This is a genomic window from Kutzneria kofuensis, assembly GCF_014203355.1.
GTDB lineage: Bacteria > Actinomycetota > Actinomycetes > Mycobacteriales > Pseudonocardiaceae > Kutzneria > Kutzneria kofuensis.
This window is the reverse complement of the sequence record NZ_JACHIR010000003.1, coordinates 335681-353521: the sequence shown is the minus strand read 5'-3', so window position 1 is coordinate 353521 and position 17841 is coordinate 335681. Positions and strand designations below refer to the sequence as shown.

Sequence of the window (17841 nt, the reverse complement as noted above, 5' to 3'; positions counted from 1 at the left end):
GCTCAGCAGCATAGGTGATCTCTCACGATGCGCTCAGCGGTCAGCTCCAGCAAGGGGCCCGGTCGCGCCCGGCAGCGAGCCGGATCGGGTTCGAGGTCGGTCAGCGCGTACGCGGCGCTGATCCCGGTGCCGACCAGGTCAGCCGCCGTCAGCGAGCACACCCCGGCGACCGCGACCACCGGCACTCCCCTGGCCGCCCGCGCCACGCCGACCGGCGCCTTGCCGCGCAGCGACTGGGCGTCCAGCGAGCCCTCGCCCGTGATCACGAGCGCCGCGTCATGCACGGCATCGCCGAATCCGAGCAGGTCGAGCAGCACGTCCACGCCCGCACGGCGGACGGCCCCGAGCACCGCCATCGCCGCGTAGCCCACTCCCCCGGCCGCGCCGGATCCGGGCAGCGTGGGATCGCCACCGACCACCGAAGCCCACCGGTCGAGCGCCTCGGCCAGCACCGCGACCTGGTGCGGGCTGGCGCCCTTCTGCGGTCCGTAGACCGGCGCGGCGTCGGACAGCGGGTTGTCGACGTCGGTGGCCAACACGAGCTCCACCTGCGACAACCGGCTGTCGAGACCGCCCAGGTCCAGCCGGGCGACGCGGGCCAGGCCGCCACCACCCGGCGCGACCGGCACTCCGTCGACGTCCAGCACCAGGGCGCCGAGGGCCCGCAGCAGGCCGGCGCCTCCGTCGGTGCAGGCGCTGCCGCCGAGCCCGAGCACGATCCGGGAGCAGCCGAGGTCCATCGCCACCCTGATCAGCTCGCCGACGCCGTAGCTGGTGGCGGTCATCGGCGAGCTGCCCCAGCCGAGGCCCGCCGCCTGCGCGAGTTCGACGACGGCGGTGTTCGATCGCGTCGCCAGCATCGCGCGGACCGGCGTGCCGAGCGGCCCGGTCACGGTGGTGACCAGCCGGTCGAAGCCGGCGGCGCAGGCCGCGTCCACGGTGCCCTCGCCGCCGTCGGCCACCGGCACCACCCGCACCTCCAGCGCCGGGTCGGCCCGCCGCAGGCCGGCCGCCAGGTGGTCGGCGACCTGGCCCGCGGCGAGCGTGCCCTTGAACTTGTCCGGGGCCAGCAGGACCTTCATCGCCTCAGCTGACCGGCTCGAACTCGACGACGGTGTTCAGCGCGCTGCCCATGGACGCGTTGGCGGCCCGGTCGATCATGATCTCCACCAGCACCGGCCGGCTGGTCCGGTCGGCCTCCTTGCGGGCCCAGGCCAGCGCGTCGGTGATCTCCGACGGCTCGGTGACGCGGCGGCCGGTGCAGCCGTAGGCCTGCATGATCTTGACGTTGTCCGTGCCGTACTCGTCGTAGTGGATGTCGACCTGGTAGTTCATGTTGTAACCGGTCTCGGCCTGCCGGATCAGGCCCAGGTACTCGTTGTTCAGCATGATCAGCACGAACGGCACGTCGTACTGGGCGGCCACCGCCAGCTCCTCGACCAGGAACTGGAACGAGTAGTCGCCGACGACCGCGACCACCTCGGCGTCCGGCTTGGCCGTGCGCACGCCGATCGCGGCCGGGATCTCCCAGCCGAGCGGGCCGGCCTGGCCGCAGACCTGGTAGTGCCGGGGCAGGTGCGCGCGCTGGAACTGGCCGGACCAGATCTGGTACAGCCCGATCGCGGTGACGAAGTAGGTCTCCGGACCGTAGAACTCGTTGATCTCCCGGAACACCCGGGGCGCCTTGATCGGCACGGTGTCGAAGTCGTCGCGGCGCGGCAGCTCGGTGCGCAACTCCGCGATTCGTGCCACCCACCGCGGCCAGGACCGCCTTGCTTCCCGTCGACGGGCGGCGGCCAGCAGCGCCTCCAGGAACAGCTTCGTGTCCGAGACGACGCCGAGATCCGGCCCGAAGACGCGGCCGATCTGCAGCGGGTCGACGTCCACGTGCACGAACTTCCGGTCCCCTCGGTAGACCGACAGATCACCGGTGTGCCGGTCGCCGAAGCGCGCGCCCAGCGCCAGGACGAAGTCGGACTCCAGGAACAGCGCGTTGGCCCAGCGCTGGCTGGTCTGGATGCCGGCCATGCCGGCGAACAGCTCGTGGTCCTCGGGCAGGCATCCCTTGCCCATCAACGTGATCTGCACCGGGACGCCCAGCAACTCGGCGACCTCGCGCAGCACGCCGGACGCCTCGCCGCCGATCACGCCGCCGCCGGCCAGTAGCAGCGGGCGCTCGGCCGCGAGCAGCATGTCCAGCGCCCGTTCGACGCGGGGCAGGTGCGGGGCGACGGACTCGACCGGCAGCGGGGCGTCGATCGCGCCGTCCCACTCGATCTCCTGCTTCTGCACGTCCAGCGGCAGGTCGATGAGGACCGGGCCGGGCCGGCCGGAGCGGGCGACGCGGAACGCCTCACGGAAGATCCACGGCGCCTGCGCGGCCTCCTTGACCTGCACCGCCCACTTGGTGACCGGCTTGGCGATCTCGACGATGTCGACGGCCTGGAACGCCTCCTGGTGCAGCTTGGTGGAGACGGCCTGGCCGGTGATGCACAGGATCGGCACGGAGTCGGCCTGCGCGGTGTAGAGGCCGGTGATCATGTTGGTGCCGGCCGGGCCGGAGGTGCCGACGGCGACGCCGACGTTGCCGGTGGTGCGGGCCCAGCCGTCGGCCATGTGCGTGGCGCCCTCCTCGTGCCGCACGATCAGGTGGTTCAGCGAGCTCTGCTCCAGGGCCGCGTAGAACGGCAGGATCGCGGCGCCGGGGCAGCCGTAGACGACGTCGACGCCCTCGGACGCGAGGACCTCGACGACCGCCTGCATGACGGGGATCTTCGGCATCGGCTAGGCCCTTCCTGAGATGGTCTCGACGACCTTGAGCAGCGCGGAGTGGTCCAGCGAGCCGTGGCCCATGGCGCGGGCGGCGGCCACCAGCTGGGCGACCAGGCCGGCCATCGGCAGCGAGACTCCCGCCTGTCGGGCGGCGGCCTGCACGATGCCCATGTCCTTGTGGTGCAGGTCGATCCGGAAGCCCGGCCGGAAGTCGCGGGCGATCATGGACTCGCGCTTGAGGTCCAGGATCCGGTTGGCGGCCAGGCCGCCGGCGAGCACGTCCAGGCCCGCCCTCGCGTCGACGCCGGCCGCCTCCAGCAGCACGATCGCCTCGCTGACCAGGGCGTAGATGCCGCCGACGACCAGCTGGTTGGCGGCCTTCACGACCTGGCCGGCGCCGTGCGGGCCGACGTGCACGATGGTCTTGCCCAGCGCCTCGAACAGCGGCAGCGCCTCGGCGAAGTCCTCGTCCGCACCACCGACCATGATGGACAGTGCCGCGTTCCTGGCCCCGGCCTCGCCGCCGGACACCGGCGCGTCCAGCACGCGGATTCCCTTGCGTGCGGCCGATTCCGCGACGGCGATGGACGTCTCCGGACGGATCGTGCTCATGTCGATCAGCAGCAGTCCGTCGCCGCCGGCCGCGATGACCTCGGTGGTCACGGCCTCGACGTGCTCGTCCTGCGGCAGCATGGTGATCACGACCTCGGCGCCGGCAATCGCTTCGGTGACGCCTCCCGCGCGCTGCCCGCCGGCCTCGACCAGCTTGGCCATGGCCGGTTCGGACAGGTCGAAGCCGGTCACGGTGTGGCCGGCGGCGGCCAGGTGGCCGGCCATCGGCGAGCCCATGATGCCCAGGCCGATGAAGCCGATCTTGCTCATTGGTCCTCCCGGAATTCCTGGCGGCCGAACTCCGGCAGCCAGCCGAGGCTGTCGGCGGTCGCGCCGGTCGGCCGGTACTCGGCGCCGACGTGGCCGCGATAGCCGTTGGCGGCCAGGGTGGTCAGGTGTCGCAGCAGGTCCAGCTGCCCGCTGCCGGGCTCGCCGCGGCCGGGGGCGTCGGCGAACTGGACGTGGCCGATGCGCTCGACCAGCTTGGTGGTCACGATGTCGAGGTCGTCGCCGTTGACCGCGAGGTGGTAGAGGTCGCAGAGCAGGGTCACGTTGTCCAGCGACACCCGGTCGGCGACGGCCAGCGCGTCCGCCGCGGTCAGCAGCGGGTAGTCCGGCGCGCCGGACAGCGGTTCCAGCACGATCGTGCCGCCGATCGCCTGCACGGCCGTGGCGGCGACGGTCAGGTTGGCGGTCGCCAGCTCGTCCTGTTCGGACGGTGTGAAGCCGGCGACCCGGTTGCCGTACAAGGCGTTGAAGATCCGGCAGCCGGTGCGGCGGGCGATGTCGACGGCGATCTCCACGCTGGCGGTGAACTCCGTCTGCCGGCCGGGCCAGGACACCACGCCGCGGTCGCCCGCGGGCATGTCGCCGGCGAAGAAGTTGAGGCCGACGAGTTTCGTGCCGGCGGCGTCCAGCGCGTCGACGAAGGCGTCGACGTCGGCCGGGGTCGGGTCCGCGGTGTCGAACGGCCACCAGAACTCCACCGCGTCGAAGCCGGCCCGCTTGGCCGCCCGCGGCCGCTCCAGCAGCGGCAGTTCGGTGAACAGGATCGAGAGGTTGGCGTCGAGAAGCACCGGATCACTCCGATTTCCGTATCGCGGAATTAGTTTTCCGATTAGTGAGAGAGTAGAACGCGCCGCTGCGGCCGGTCAACGGTCGGCGCTACGGTTCGGCGGTGGATCTGGAGGCCGAGTTCACCACCGAGCCGTTCCGCGCCGAGGCCGGCGGCGAGCCGCCCGCGCACGCGGCGCAGGCCGCCGAGCAGGCGCGAAAGTCGGGGCTGGACACGACGTTCGGGCCGCTCGGCACGACCGTGCGCGGCTCGTCGGACCAGGTGTTGGACGCGCTGCCGGAGATCTTCCGCGCGGCGCTGGCCGGTGGGGCGACCCGCGTGACGTTACGACTCGGCGTGCCCGGCGGCGAGGACTCCGCGCCGGCCGGAATCGGTTCACTGGAGCGGGTCATCGCCGAAGTGGAGGCCGAACTCGGCGGTTCGCTGAGTTCGCTGTCCCGGGCCGACAAGCAGCGGGCCGTGCGGTTGCTGGAGGAGCGCGGCGCGTTCGAGATGCGCCGGTCCGTGCCCGCGGTGGCCGAGGCGCTCGGCGTCACCCGATTCACCGTCTACAACTACCTGAACAGGTCCGGTTCATGATCGACTTCAACAAATTGTTGACACGAGCGTCGCGCCGCTCCTACCGTCGCTGGACATGAAACTCGACGAGGCGGCGCTGTCGGCGTGCCTGGCCGTGCCGCGGTGGGTGCGGGCGGTGCTCGACGGGCAGCCCTACGACTCCCCCGCGGCGCTGCTCGCGGTGGCCGAGCGGGAGGCGGCAACGCTGACCGCCGAGGAAGTCGAGCTCGCGCTGGCCGACCATCCGCGGATCGGCGACAAGACCGGCAGCGCCGCCTCCCGGGCCGAACAGTCCGGAGTGGACAACGCCGACGAGTTCGTCGCCGCCAACCGCGAGTACGAACAGCGGTTCGGCCGGATCTACCTCGTCTGCGCCGCCGGCCGCGGCGGCGCGGAGCTGCTGGCCGACCTGCGGTCACGGCTGGCCAACGATCCCGACACCGAACTGGCCGTCACCGTCCGAGAACTCGGCAAGATCGCGCTGCTGCGCCTGGCGAAGGTCGTCTCATGATCACAACGCATGTCCTCGACACCACCTCCGGACAGCCCGCTGCGGGCGTGCTGGTGCGGCTGGAGTCCGGCGGCCGGACCATCGGCGACGGCGTCACCGACGACGACGGCCGCTGCCGTTCGCTGGGTCCCGAGCACGTCGAGGCCGGCGTCTACCGGCTGGTCTTCGACACCGACACCTACTTCGCGCGGGTCGGGCGCGAGGCGTTCTTCCCCGAGGTGACCGTGACGTTCCGGATCACCGACACCGGCCGGCACCACCACGTGCCGGTCCTGCTGAGCCCGTTTTCCTTCACCAGCTACCGAGGGAGCTGATCGCGTGGCCGTCCACCTTGGTCCCAACCAGTACGGCAAGGCCGAGAACCGCCTGGTGACGGTGTCCCGCAACGGCTCCGTGCATCAGCTGCGGGACCTGACCGTGAGCACGTCCCTGCGCGGCGAGCTCGCCGCCACCCACCTGACCGGCGACAACTCCGGGGTCGTGCCGACCGACACGCAGAAGAACACCGTCTACGCCTTCGCCAAGGAGGCGCCCGTCGGCGAGATCGAGGAGTTCGCGCTGCGGCTGGGCCGGCACTTCGTGGGCTCGTTCGAGCAGATCACCGGCGCTCGCGTGTTGATCGAGGAGCACCCGTGGGGACGGATCGCCGCCAACGACCACTCTTTCGTCCGTGGCTCCGACGAGAAGCGCACCACCGCCGTGACCGTCGACGGTTCGCAGGCGTGGGTCGTTTCGGGGCTGCGGGATCTGGTCGTGCTGAAGACGACCGGGTCCGAGTTCCACGGCTACCCGCGGGACAAGTACACGACTTTGCCGGAGACCAACGACCGGATCCTCGCCACCGCCGTCAGCGCCCAGTGGCGGTTCTCGTCGCTGGACGTCGACTGGTCCAAGAGCTTCACCGATGCTCGTGAGGCGATGCTGACCGCCTTCGCCTCCACGCACAGCCTGTCCTTGCAGCAGACGCTGTACGCCATGGGTGAGGCCGTGCTGGAGGCTCGGCCGGAGATCGCCGAGGTTCGGTTGTCGCTGCCCAACAAGCATCACTTCGTCGTGGACCTCAGCAAGTTCGGGCTGGAGAACAACAACGAGGTCTTCTACGCCGCCGACCGACCGTACGGGCTGATCGAGGGAACCGTGCTGCGCGACGACGCGCCTGACGCCGGCCTGGCCTGGCACACGCTGCCGGCGTTCTAGACACACAAGCCACGCCTGCACAGTGAGCAGGCGTGGCTTGTGTTTCGGACTCAGTGCGCCGGCCAGATCGGGTCGAACCGCTCATTGCTGAAGCCGTAGCACGGGTTCTGGACGAAACGGCGGTAGTTGCTGGTGTTGAGGCCGTCCACCGACAGGCACAGGCCGCTGTTCACGTTCTGGAACTCCGCGTACCCGTCGTTGTAGCTCCAGGTCATCCGCCACTGCTGGTTCGTGCCGACGAGGCAGGTGTACTGGATGATCGGGTTGCCCTGGGCCGTGCCGAACGCGTAGTCGTCCAGGCACTTGCCGGTGCCGACATTCTGCAGCCAGAACACGTTCGGGTCGCCGTTGACCTGGCCCATCCGCCAGGCCTGGTTGGCTCCGTACTCGCACCCGAACTGATCGACCGGGGCGAAGTCGTCCATGCGTCCCTTGTCGACCTGCATGCACCTGATGTCGGCGCCGGTGGTGCCGCTGTTGGTCTGGAAGAACACCACATCGCCGCTCTCCGGCGGTGGATAGGTCCGGTCGGCGTGGGCGGGGCTGAGACCCGTCAGCGCCACGGCGGCGATCGCGAGCGGAACCAGCACCGCGGTGCGAATCGCGCGGGGTGAAAGCAGCATGCGTCTCCTTGATGAACACGGGCCGATGGCCCGCCTCGACGCGGGGAACAGTAGAGATCACCGAATCCGGACTCCAGGCCGAACCGGCGGAAAAGCCGGCAGAATCAAACCGGCCGGGCTCAGCGGTCGCGGCGCACGGCACGACCGGAGCCGGGCCGGCTCAGCGGTCGCCGGCCCGGAGCACGGCCGGGGCCCGGCCGTCCAAGTGCTCGCGGATGCGAGCCTGGTCCGGCAGGCCGATGGGGAAGGTCAGCGCCTCGCGGAACAAGCGGTCGGCGTCGCCCGGGTCGCCGTTGGCGGCCGCGGTCAGGCCGAGTGCGAGCAGCGCGAGCCCCATCGCCTGGGCGTGCTCGGCCCTCCGGGCCAGTTCCAGCGCCCGCCGACCGGTGGCCGCGGCGTCTTCCCAGCGGGCCAGGCCGGCCTGGGACTGGGCCAGCAGGGCCAGCGCGAACGCCTCGGAACCGGGTTCGCCGAGGGCGGCGAACGTCGCGGCAGACTCGGTCAACAGGGTTGCCGCGCCGGTGTGATCACCCGTGTCGTTCCGTACCGCGCCGAGGTTGAGTTGAGCCACCGCGACGCCGCGCCGATCGCCGATCTCGCGCTTGCGGCTCAGCGCGGCGGAGTGATAGCCGATCGCCTCGGCATACGCGCCGCGGTCGTGCGCGAGCGCGCCCAAGTTGTTCAGCGCGATCGTCTCCCGGCGGGCATCGCCGGTGATCCGGGCCTGATCGAGCACACCGGTGTAGGCGGCCGCGGCCTCCTCGTACCGCCCGGCGAACTTGTGGGCGTTGCCGATCAGGGTCAGCGTCGCGGCCCGGCCCTCCGGGTCGGCGCCGAAGGTCTCGGCGGCGGCCGTGGCCAAGGCCAGAGCCGCCTGCGGGTCGCCACTCTGGTTCGCGGTGACCGCGGCGCCGTGCAAGGCCCAGGCTCGGGCCTGCTCGGTGGGCGCGACACCGGCCGCCCCGGTCAGCATCCGGCGCCCCTCCGCGAACCGGCCCCGGGCCACGTAATGGTTGGTCAGGGCACGCACGGTTGCCACCTGCAGCAACGTGGGGGCGGCGTCGACCGCGTGCTGGATGGCGGCTCGTACGTTCTCCTGCTCGTCGGCCAGCCGGGGATCGCCGTCGCGGACCAGGCGTAGGAAGTGGCCGGCATGCGCGTCGCGATCATCGCCGCTGGTGAGCTGGTCCTCCACCACTTCCCGGATGGTGTCCAGCATGCCGATCCGGGGGTAGCCGGCCTGCTCCGTGACAGTGACCAGGCTGTGCGCGGCGAGCGTCGCCAGTGACAGCGACGGTGCGCCGAGCACGGCCTCGATGTCGACCGGGTCGGCGCCACCCGCGAACGCACCCAGCAATCCGAACAACCGCCGGTCGAGATCGGTGAGCCCGCGCGTGCTCCACTCGACCGTGCGGCGCAGGCTCAGGTGCCGGTCGGCCAAGTCCACGGTGTCGCCGTGCAGGTCGCGGACCTGGGCGAGCACCTGTGCCGGCGCCTGCGTGCGCAGCCGGGCCGCGGCCAGTTCCAGGGCCAGCGGCAGACCGTCCAGCCGCCGGCACAGCGCGGCGACCGCGGCGGCGTTGTCCACGGTGAGCGTGAATCCCGGCCGGACCGCTGCGGTGCGTTCGACCAGGAGCCGGACCGCCGCGTTGTCGGCCAGGCCGGCCGCGTCGTCACCGTCCGGAGTGGACAGTGGAACCAGCGGCCACAGGTGCTCCCCGCGCAGCCGCAGCGGCGAACGGCTGGTCACCAGCACGGTCAGCCGCGGGCATCCGGCCAGCAGCGTGGCCACGGTGGTGGCCGCCGCGGCCACGTGTTCGAAGCTGTCCAGCACCAGCAGCCATCGCCCGTCGCCGATCAGCGCGGCCGGGTCGGGGGTGCGCAGGGACTCCGCCAGCGCCTGCGGGACGTCGTCGGGGTGTCGCAGGGGGCTCAGGTCGAGGCCGCGCACGGATTCGAACCGTCCCGCCGCGCGCCAGCCGACCTCCAGCGCGAGCCGGGTCTTGCCGACCCCGCCGGTACCGGTGATCGTGACCAGCCGGACCGCGGAGTCCTGGACCAGCCGCAGCACCGCGGACAGGTCGTCGGACCGGCCGACGATCGACGTCACCGGCGCCGGCAGCGCCGGGCGGGTCGCCGTACGCCGGCGGCGGGTGTCCGGCGGTGGTGTCGACCGGGCGGCCCCCGCGAACGCCTCGTGCTCCTCCGGCGTCAGGCCCAGTGTGCCGGCGAGGGCGCGGAGCGTCTCGCGGTGCGGACGCCGGGTGGCGCCGCGCTCGATCTCTCCGATCGCGCGGACGCTGATCCCGCTCTGCTCCGCCAACTGCTCCTGTGACAAGCCGCGGCTGCTTCGCAGTCTTGCCACCATCTCGCCGAGCGACATCCGGCCCCCGTGCACCGACACATAGTAAAGATGCCTGCGAAACTCGCGAGTTCACGCCCGCCCATCGATCGCGGACGCGGGATGAGTGGGCAGCGGCTACTCGGCATGCGTTGTCAGGCCGTGGTAGTTCGAGTCCGCCAGATTTGATTTCACTCGTCACTGAAGTCATAGTTACTTAAGCACTCTGACGTTCGGCTCGCCGCTTGACCAGCTCCTCGACCGCCGAGGGCAGGGTCGTCTCGAAGTCGATCAGCTTGGCCCAGGTCGGCGTCACGACGATGCGCACCATGCCGTCGTAGAGCGACCGGACCTCGGCCTCCCACTCGACCCGCTGCTCGGGCGTCATCTCGTAGGAGCCGTTCATCTGCAGGTACTCCTCGGGGATGCCGTCGACGACGTCCAACTCGACCCGACCGCGGATGAGCAGGATCTTCGGCGGGTGGACCTCGGTGTCGATGGTCAGCGCCACCGCCGGGTTGTGGCGCAGGGCGTGCAACTTGGGCGCGTTCTTGGTCGTGCACAGGACGATCTCCGAGCCGTTCCAGGTGAAGGCGATCGGGATCGTGCGAGGCGTGCCGTCCTTGGCCACGTAGGCCAGCCGGCACAGGTCCCGAGCCAGCAGTTCCCGGCTCAGCGGGCGGTTCAGGATCTCGGCGACCTCGTTCGGCTGCATGACGGCTCCTCCGGTTGTCGTTGTCTGTCGCCCCTGGGACGGAGCCGCCGACACGTTCTCGACAACCGGGCGCGACTTCTTCTCGACGAGTTTTCGCCGGCAGCAGCGACCGGTCGAGCCCCCGCGAGTCCCGCTTACCGTCACACCGAATGCGTGAAACGGATTCGTCGTTTCGGTGTGACGCTGGGCGGGACTCGCGGGGTGCCGGGAACCTACATTCGGTGTGCCTGAGAGCGGGACTCGCGGGGGTTCAGGACGTCGGCCAGGCGGGCCAGGCCGTCGGTGGCGTGGCCGGCGGCGATGGCACGCCGGATCAGGGTCAGGCCGGCGTGCAGGGACGAGGCATCGATGTTGTGGTACTCGGCGGTCTCGGCGATGTGCGCGAGGCCGGGCTCGGCGGAGGCGATGGTGGAGCGGGTGCCGGGGAACTCGCCCCGGTCGAGTTGGCCGGCGAAGCGGGTGACCATGTCGGGCAGCAGGCCGGCCATGGTTCGGCCGAACGGAACGAGATCCGAGCCGGAGATGCCCTCGGCCCGGGCCAGAGCGAGGCCGTGGACGATGCCGGAGACGGACTGCCAGAACATGTCCAGCAGCGAGACGTCGAAGGCGGCGGCGCGGCCGGGGTCCGCGCCGAGGTAGCGCGCGGTGCCGCCGAGGGCGGCGAGGGTGTCGGCCCAGCGGCGGTGGAGGGACTCCGGACCGCTGTAGAGCGTCAGCGCGGCGGGCGTGCCGATGCTCGGCGTGGGCGTCATGATCGCGCCGGCGAGATAGTCGACCTTCCGCTCGGCGGCCCAGGCTGCGCGGGCTCGGGCCTGGACCGGCGAACCCGAGGTCAGGTTGATCACGGCGCGGCCGGCGAGGTCGTCGATGGGGTCGAGCACCGCCGCCACGGCCGCCTCCCCGCGTACGCACACGACGGTCAACTCGCCGGCCTCGATGGCCTCGGTCGCCGAAGTGGCTCGGGCGGCGCCAACCGGAGCCGGCGTGCCCGGACTGCGGCTCCAAGCCGTCGTCTGATGGCCGGCGGCGACAAATGCGCTGGTCAAAGCCTGGCCCATGGGTCCGAGGCCGAGCACGGTCACGCTGGTCATGTCACTCCCCCTGGTTTGACGGTTGCAAGACCATCAAACCATAAAACGGTCTGCTAGCGTCGGTTTCGTGCGTACCTCGTTCCACCCGGCCGCGGCCGACATCAGCCTGGCCGCGGTCATGCACGCGCTGTCCGACCCGGCGCGGCTGGCCATCGTCGCGATGCTGGCCTCGACCGACGGCGAGATCTGCAACCACGCCGGCACCGACCTGGACCTGCACAAGTCGACGATCTCCCACCACTACCGGGTCCTGCGCGAGGCCGGCGTCACGCTGACGACCATGGAGGGGCGCAACCGGGTGGTGCGGCTGCGCACCGAAGACCTCAACGCCCGCTTTCCCGGTCTGCTCGACGCGGTGCTGGCGGCGCTCGCCCGGTGATACGCCGGTGAAATGTCGGCGACCCTAGCGTCGCCGGCATGCGAACCCTGCGCATGATCGCGCTGTTGACGGTCACCCTGCTCATCGGCCTGAGCGCTGCCCCGCCGGCGGAGGCGATCATCGGCGGCCGACCGGCCGACCGAGCCTATCCGTTCATGGCGTCGCTGCAGACGAAGTTCCCGCCGGGCTCCCCGTTCGGGCAGTGGTGCGGCGCCTCCCTGATCGCCCCGCAGTGGGTGATCACGGCCGGGCACTGCGTCCACGGCGCCGAGGAACACCCGGAGCTGTACCAGGTTCGGATCGGCTCGGCCGACAACAGCACCGGCGGCGACCTGCGGAGCGTGACGAAGATCGTCACCAATCCCGGTTACGGCAGCTGGCCCGAGGACGGCACCGACCGGTACGAGGCCGACATGGCCCTGGTGAAGCTGAACACGCCGGTGCCGGAGCGGCCCGTCCACTTCGGACTGTCCACGCAGCCGCAGCCGGTCCGGGCAATCGGCTGGGGCAAGATGTGTGCTGACGCCGGCTGCACGACGTACACCGCACCGAAGATGCTCCAGCAGTTGGACACCGAGATCCTGTCGCCGGAGCAGTGCATGGACTCGGCGATCCCGACCAAGCAGAACCCGTGGTACGAACCCTGTGTCGGCAGCGTCTCGCGACACGCCAACGCGGCCGCGGGCGACTCCGGCGGTCCCGTGCTGGCGAAGGCGGGCGGCCAGTGGCTGCTCCTCGGCGTGTGCAGCCATGGCCCCGCCGTCGGCGACAAGTTCCCGCAGACCGAGCCGGGCACGGCTCCGAACTTCTACACGAGCGTGCCGGCCCACCTCGCCTGGATCCTGAGGACGATCACCACCTGATCAAGGCCCTCCGGCAGCCGTGAACCCGTGTCACGGCTGCCCGAAACCTCCATTCGGTGTGTCTGAGAGCGGGACTCGCGGGGGTCAGAGGAGGCGCCAGAGGTGGTCCTCGGTGCCGTTGTCGGACCACTGGGTGACCTGGGCGGAGTCGGCGGTGGACTGGTCCTGCACGGCCAGCACCTTGCCGCTGTGCACGTTGACGATCTTCGACCAGCCGTCGCCGGCGTCGACGATGCGCCACAGGTGGTCGGGGGTGCCGTTGTCGACGTACTGCTGCACATGGGCGCCGTCGTCGGTGGACTGGACGTGCACGGCGAGCACCTTGCCGCTGTGGCGGTTGACGATCCGCACGACGCCGGGGCCGTCGGGGACGATCGCCCACAGGTGGTCGGGCGTGCCGTTGTCCGAGTACTGGGTGACCTCGGCGCTGTTGGCGGTGGACTGGTCCTGCACGGCCAGCAGCTTGCCGCTGTGCTTGTTCTGAATACGAACCCATTGCGTCACACCGGTTTGTCGCTGCGGCAGCAGCGCGAGGAAGCCGCCGACGACCGGACGCGCGGCGAAGGTCACGACGGTGCCGTTGGCGACCCGGTACCAGTCGGACACGGGCACCCGACCGCTGGTGGAGTTGGCGAAGTTGAACACGCCGTTGATCAGCGTGTCCCGCGCCGGGCGGTCCGCCAGCCACGCGGCGGTCCAGATCTCCCAGTCGGCCTTGGTGTAGTCGTTGCGCGGATCCAGCAGCACGCCGTACGCGCCGGCGTTGGCCTGGTACCAGCTGGCCTCCTGGGCGTGCACGGCCTCCGGCACCAGGTCCAGCCCCAGCAGCTCGTCGGGATACCCGTTGTACTTGAGGCTCCAGGTGTTGTTCTGGTCGTACGCCATCTTCAGGTGCGTGCCGGACGGGTCCTGGGCGAGGTCGAACCACTGGCTGATGTACGACCGCGCCACCGACAGGTAGTGGTCGGCCTCGACGGCGTTGCCGAGGAACCGCGCGATCAGGCTCATCGCGCCGACGCCGACGATGCCCTTGAGCGCGAGGTTGGCGCTGTGCGCGATGAAGCCGGTGAAGTCGTCGGTCTGGTTCTGGTAGCCGGGATCCAGGGTGTTGTCGACGAGATAGTCGGCCCACTGCTTGAGGATGGCGTAGTGCGCCTGCGCGAAGGACCGCGCGTCGGCCGCCGGCAGGTGCTGGGTCAGCGCGGCGGACATGATCAGCATGTTGGCCGACTCCTCGACCGGCATGTCCTCCTCTTCGCCGTCGTTGTGCCCGGTGGCGTTCGGGTAGTGTGTGCCGAGGTCGTGCTCGGCGAACACCTTCGGCCAGCCGCCGTGCTCGGCGTAGTCGAACAGCGGCTCCAGCAGCAGCCGCAGGTAGGCCGGGCCGAGGTACAGGTAGCCCGGAAACGCCGGATAGATCACGTCGACCGTGCACATGTTGCCGTTGGACGAGATCTCCTTCAGCATCGCCCACGGGGATCCGTTGCGGTCCACCAGTTCCGTGGCGCCCATGGCCTGCCGAACGGCCAGCGCGCAGATCGCGGCGTACTTGGGCCCGGCGGCGGCGGTGGCGTCCTGGTTGAGCTGCGCGTCCAGCGCGACCGCTCGGGACAGCGCGGCGGACCGGTCGGCGACGAACCAGTCCATCATGGACTGCCAGGTCGACCAGTAGTGAGTCCACCATGGACTCAGCGAGTTGGTCAGGTAGCTCACGACCGGCGTGCGGATGTGGCCGAGCACGGCGGTGAACTCGGCCGTGCTCGACCCGACGGAGCCGAGGTCGGCGTTCAGGCCGAGCACCGGCCAGCGATTGGAGATCTGGCGTGGCATGTCCGTGTCGATCGTGCCGGGCAGCGCGCCGGTGGCGGCGGCGTTGCCGCGCACGACGGTGTCCTGGCCGATCTGCCACGTCAGGCCGCTGCGGTTCACGCCGGCCAGCACGACCGTTCCCCACGACGCCTGGTCGTTGTTCTCGGCCAGCGGGCTGGGCGAGGCCGGCGTGAACGTCAGCGCGGTCGTCGAACCCGTCTGCTGCTCACGCCAGGTCACCAGCTGGTTGTTGTCGCCGTGGGCCCACTCGGCGGAGATGTCCAGATACACGCTCACCCGGTGCGGGTTGCCGTCGGCACTGGCGACGCCGACCGTGACGTAGCTGAGCGGAACACACTGCCGCTGCACGTTCTCCGGGTCGACCGGGGAGAAGAACGTGACCGTCAGCGTGACGCCGCCGCCGGTCAGCGTGTAGATCGACCGGGTTGCGGTGACCTGCAACGACGTCTGCGTCAGCTGCGGCATCGCCGGTTGCGACGGCGCGCCCGCGAACACGTACGATGTCCCGTCCACGCGAACGATGCCGCAGATCGCGGTGGTGCGGCCGTTCCAGAAACTCGACCAAGCCCCGGGCAGGTTGTCGGCGGCGTGCCACGCCGACAGGTACGGCGACCGTACCGCCAGCGGCGTCGCCGGCGGGCGCAGTGGTGTGAAGGTGCCGGCCGGCGCCGCGTCCGCGGCACCCGGCGCCGTCATCATCGGCAGCGCGCCGGCCGCCGCCATCATGCCTGCGAGTCTCAGCACCGAGCGTCGTGACATGTGTTCCACTGTGCCCCCTTTGATCAGCCTGATCTATAGTCCGTTGGAGCGGGCCGTTTCGCCCGGTCAAGCCGCCGGCAACTGCCACCGCTGGTTCGAACCGCCGTTGCAGTCCCAGATCTCCAGCTGGGTGCCGTTGGTCGTGGAGAATCCCGGATCGTCCAGGCACTTCCCGGACTGCGCGCTGCGCAGGCTGCCGTCCGACGCCTGCGTCCACTGCTGGTTGCTGCCGCCGTTGCACTCCCACAGCTCGACGAGCGTGCCGTTCGCGGTGCCTTGGCCGGTGACGTCCATGCACTGCCCGGAGTTCACGAGCGTTCCATTGCGGACGGTCCACGTCTGCGCGGCCGAGCCGTCGCAGTCGGAGATCACGACCTGGGCGCCGGCCTGGGCGCACTTGCCCATGATTCCGGACGTGATCGGCCCGGATCGGGCCGGCGAGCCGGTGCCGGGGGTGATCGCCAGGTTGTCGAACTGGTCGGTGGCGTAGCCGACGATGCCGACACCGGCCTGGCCGTTGGTCCACCGGCCGTCGGTGGCCGAGCCGGCCTGGTGGCCGTCGACCGACCCGGTGATCGTCGAGCCCTGGAAGGTGACGGCGAGGGTGTGCCAGGTGTTCGTGCCGAGGGCGGTGGTGGTACCGCTGGCCAGCGTGGTGAGCGTGCCGGTGGTGTCGCCGGAGGCGATCGACCACGCGCCGGTGTTGCTCACGCGGAAGTAGTAGGCGTCCTGGTGGGACTGCGGGCGGGCTTGGGCGTTGGCACGGCCCATCAGCTCCACGGTTCCGGCGCCGGCCAGCCGGACATCGGCGGAAACCGTGTAGTTGCCCCAGTCCTGGTCGCCGATCAGGGTGAACGCGTCGGAGTCGTCCTGCCACTCGATCGGCCGGACCGGCGCCATCTGGGTCAGGCACTTGCCGCTACGACCGGTGCACGGCTGGACCTCGTACGAACCCTGCATGTCCGACAGGTACTTGGCTTCCGTGCCGTTGGCATAGCCGTCGAAGTTGTCCTGGTACGGCAAAGCCAGGCCGTGCTCGGCCGGGCTGGCCGCAGTGCCCTTGCCCTGGCCCGTTGTCGTGGAGATGGTGTAGATCGTGTTCGGCTGCAGGGTGAGCGAGTAGGCGGTGCCGTTCACGTCGGCGCTGTGCTGGAAGTCGGGGCCGCTGCCGAGGCTGGTCGTCCAGACGTGCGCGGTGCTCGTCTTGAGGCCGCCGGTGATCGTGAAGCTCGCCTGCTGGGCGGCGGTGGCCGTGGACGTCTCGATGATCGTGCTGTAGTCGTGGCCGTCGGTCAGGGTGACGTAGCTGCCGCTGGTGCCGAGGTAGCCGCTGGCGGAGTCGATGAAGCGCCAGCCCGGCTTGGTGAACTGCGTGACCTGCGCGGTCGCCCACGTGCTCTTGCCGGTGCGGTACGCGCCCGACCATGGCGACGCCGCGACCGCGAGGCCGACCGTGCTGTACGGCAAGTTGGGGTAGATCGCGGCGAGCAGCGGCCAGTTCAGGTAGGCGGTCATCTTCGCGTCGATGTAGCCGCGGGTGATGGACCGGATCAGGGCGGCGGTGCCGGTGTTGATGTCCTGCGACCCGTTCTCACTGGCCCACAGCTGCTTGCCCGTGGCCAGGGCGTTCGACGTCGTGCCGCACGAGATCGCGTCGCCGCCGTCGCCGCCGCGGCACGGGTAGTGCGCGCCGACGATGTCCACCGACCTGGCGAAGGTCGGGTCCGACACCATGTCGTCGGCGATCTCCCAGCCGGAGTCCGCGCCGACCACCTTGACGCCGCCGTAGCCCTTCGCGGCCAGGGTGTTGTGCAGGTTCTCGTACCAGCCCTTGTCGTAGCCGCGCTCGTTCCAGCCGCCGAGGAAGCTGATCGCCAGGCCGTGCTGCTTGGCGCAGCCCAGCCAGGTCATCAGGTAGTCGACCATGTCCTGAGACCAGAAGTTGCCGCCGCCGATCCAGCCCGGGGCCGCCCAGGCGAGTCCGTACAGCTCGATGTTCGGGTTTCGGGCCTTGGCCTGCTCGGCGAGCCACCACTCGTAGCCGCCGTCGCAGTTCACCGCGCCTTTGGTGTGCTCGATGCTCGGCTCGGAGCCGTCCGTGGAGTTGGCGTCGCCGCCGATCTCCAGCTTCAGCACCTGCAGGTCCGCGCCGTAGCCCGGCTTGAACAGGTAGTCCAGCACCTGGCCGCGCTGCGGCTCGGGGTAGTCGATCAACAGCCTCGAGTTGCCGCCGCCACCGCTGATCGCGCCGATGCCGTCGAAGGTTCGGCCCCCGTGTGTGCCGTCGATCGTGATGGTGGTCGCCGCATCGGCGGTGGTCGGTCCCGCCAGCGTGACGGCCGTCACGGCGGCGAGCAGCATCGCCCACATCCTGGCCACGGTTGTCCCCATTCATCCTGGCACCGTGGCGGCGGTGCTTTGACATCGTTGTCAGCGATGGCGCACCCCTCATGCTGCCCGGTCCCCCAGGGGCGGACAAGGATGACGCGTTGACAGTTGAGGCCGGCCCGCACGT

General features: G+C 70.5%; 16 protein-coding genes. 6 read left to right on the top strand and 10 right to left on the bottom strand.

The genetic code is table 11. The features are described from left to right. Positions 1-2: 2 nt before the first annotated feature. The 4 genes from BJ998_RS43685 to BJ998_RS43670 are packed head-to-tail and all read right to left on the bottom strand — an operon-like array spanning position 3 to position 4460. Positions 3-1082 carry a glycerate kinase gene (locus BJ998_RS43685; RefSeq protein ID WP_184870050.1) on the bottom strand — a complete coding sequence of 360 codons (1080 nt, stop codon included), beginning with the start codon at positions 1080-1082 and terminating at the stop codon, positions 3-5. Between the two features lie 4 nt (positions 1083-1086). Further along, the gene (gene gcl, locus BJ998_RS43680; RefSeq protein ID WP_184870049.1) at positions 1087-2781 is read right to left on the bottom strand and encodes a glyoxylate carboligase; all 1695 of its coding nucleotides are present in this window, start codon (positions 2779-2781) and stop codon (positions 1087-1089) included. Positions 2782-2784: 3 nt separating this feature from the next. After that, a complete protein-coding gene (locus BJ998_RS43675) occupies positions 2785-3654 on the bottom strand; it encodes an NAD(P)-dependent oxidoreductase (RefSeq protein WP_184870048.1) in 870 nt (289 codons plus the stop codon). Next, on the bottom strand, positions 3651-4460 hold the full coding sequence (locus BJ998_RS43670; protein WP_184870047.1) for a hydroxypyruvate isomerase family protein: 810 nt from the start codon (positions 4458-4460) through the stop codon (positions 3651-3653). The genes BJ998_RS43675 and BJ998_RS43670 overlap by 4 nt, the downstream gene beginning before the upstream one ends. A gap of 101 nt (positions 4461-4561) precedes the next feature. Here BJ998_RS43670 and BJ998_RS43665 point away from each other — a divergent pair, with 101 nt between their 5' ends. From BJ998_RS43665 to pucL, 4 genes are read left to right on the top strand one after another with little or no spacing between them, the layout of a single operon-like run. Further along, positions 4562-5038, top strand: a complete 477-nt coding sequence (locus tag BJ998_RS43665) for a helix-turn-helix domain-containing protein (RefSeq protein WP_184870046.1) — start codon at positions 4562-4564, stop codon at positions 5036-5038. Between the two features lie 55 nt (positions 5039-5093). After that, a complete protein-coding gene (uraD, locus tag BJ998_RS43660; RefSeq protein WP_184870045.1) occupies positions 5094-5528 on the top strand; it encodes a 2-oxo-4-hydroxy-4-carboxy-5-ureidoimidazoline decarboxylase in 435 nt (144 codons plus the stop codon). Beyond that, the gene (uraH, locus tag BJ998_RS43655; protein WP_184870044.1) at positions 5525-5842 is read left to right on the top strand and encodes a hydroxyisourate hydrolase; all 318 of its coding nucleotides are present in this window, start codon (positions 5525-5527) and stop codon (positions 5840-5842) included. Before uraD ends, uraH begins: the two co-directional genes overlap by 4 nt. Before the next feature lie 4 nt (positions 5843-5846). Beyond that, positions 5847-6725 carry a factor-independent urate hydroxylase gene (gene pucL, locus BJ998_RS43650; protein WP_184870043.1) on the top strand — a complete coding sequence of 293 codons (879 nt, stop codon included), beginning with the start codon at positions 5847-5849 and terminating at the stop codon, positions 6723-6725. Positions 6726-6775: 50 nt separating this feature from the next. On the opposite strand, the gene BJ998_RS43645 is transcribed toward pucL, so the two are convergent. The 4 genes from BJ998_RS43645 to BJ998_RS43630 form a co-directional block, all read right to left on the bottom strand. Continuing rightward, the gene (locus BJ998_RS43645) at positions 6776-7348 is read right to left on the bottom strand and encodes an RICIN domain-containing protein (RefSeq protein ID WP_184870042.1); all 573 of its coding nucleotides are present in this window, start codon (positions 7346-7348) and stop codon (positions 6776-6778) included. Positions 7349-7508: 160 nt separating this feature from the next. After that, positions 7509-9752, bottom strand: a complete 2244-nt coding sequence (locus BJ998_RS43640) for an ATP-binding protein (RefSeq protein WP_184870041.1) — start codon at positions 9750-9752, stop codon at positions 7509-7511. A 154-nt stretch (positions 9753-9906) separates the two neighbouring features. Further along, positions 9907-10404 (bottom strand): pyridoxamine 5'-phosphate oxidase family protein, encoded by a 498-nt coding sequence (locus tag BJ998_RS43635; RefSeq protein WP_184870040.1) that lies wholly within the window; start codon positions 10402-10404, stop codon positions 9907-9909. Between the two features lie 212 nt (positions 10405-10616). Continuing rightward, a complete protein-coding gene (locus BJ998_RS43630) occupies positions 10617-11495 on the bottom strand; it encodes an NAD(P)-dependent oxidoreductase (RefSeq protein ID WP_184870039.1) in 879 nt (292 codons plus the stop codon). A gap of 67 nt (positions 11496-11562) precedes the next feature. Between BJ998_RS43630 and BJ998_RS43625 the strand changes: the two genes are divergently transcribed. Then, complete coding sequence (locus BJ998_RS43625) at positions 11563-11874, top strand: ArsR/SmtB family transcription factor (protein WP_312890670.1); 312 nt, start codon at positions 11563-11565, stop codon at positions 11872-11874. Between the two features lie 38 nt (positions 11875-11912). Continuing rightward, a complete protein-coding gene (locus BJ998_RS43620; protein WP_184870038.1) occupies positions 11913-12737 on the top strand; it encodes a S1 family peptidase in 825 nt (274 codons plus the stop codon). An 84-nt stretch (positions 12738-12821) separates the two neighbouring features. Here BJ998_RS43620 and BJ998_RS43615 read toward each other — a convergent pair whose 3' ends face one another. Both BJ998_RS43615 and BJ998_RS43610 read right to left on the bottom strand, forming a co-directional pair. Continuing rightward, positions 12822-15326, bottom strand: a complete 2505-nt coding sequence (locus tag BJ998_RS43615) for a glutaminase domain-containing protein (protein ID WP_184870037.1) — start codon at positions 15324-15326, stop codon at positions 12822-12824. 66 nt (positions 15327-15392) lie between these two features. After that, positions 15393-17717, bottom strand: a complete 2325-nt coding sequence (locus tag BJ998_RS43610; RefSeq protein ID WP_246490111.1) for a ricin-type beta-trefoil lectin domain protein — start codon at positions 17715-17717, stop codon at positions 15393-15395. Positions 17718-17841: the final 124 nt, after the last annotated feature.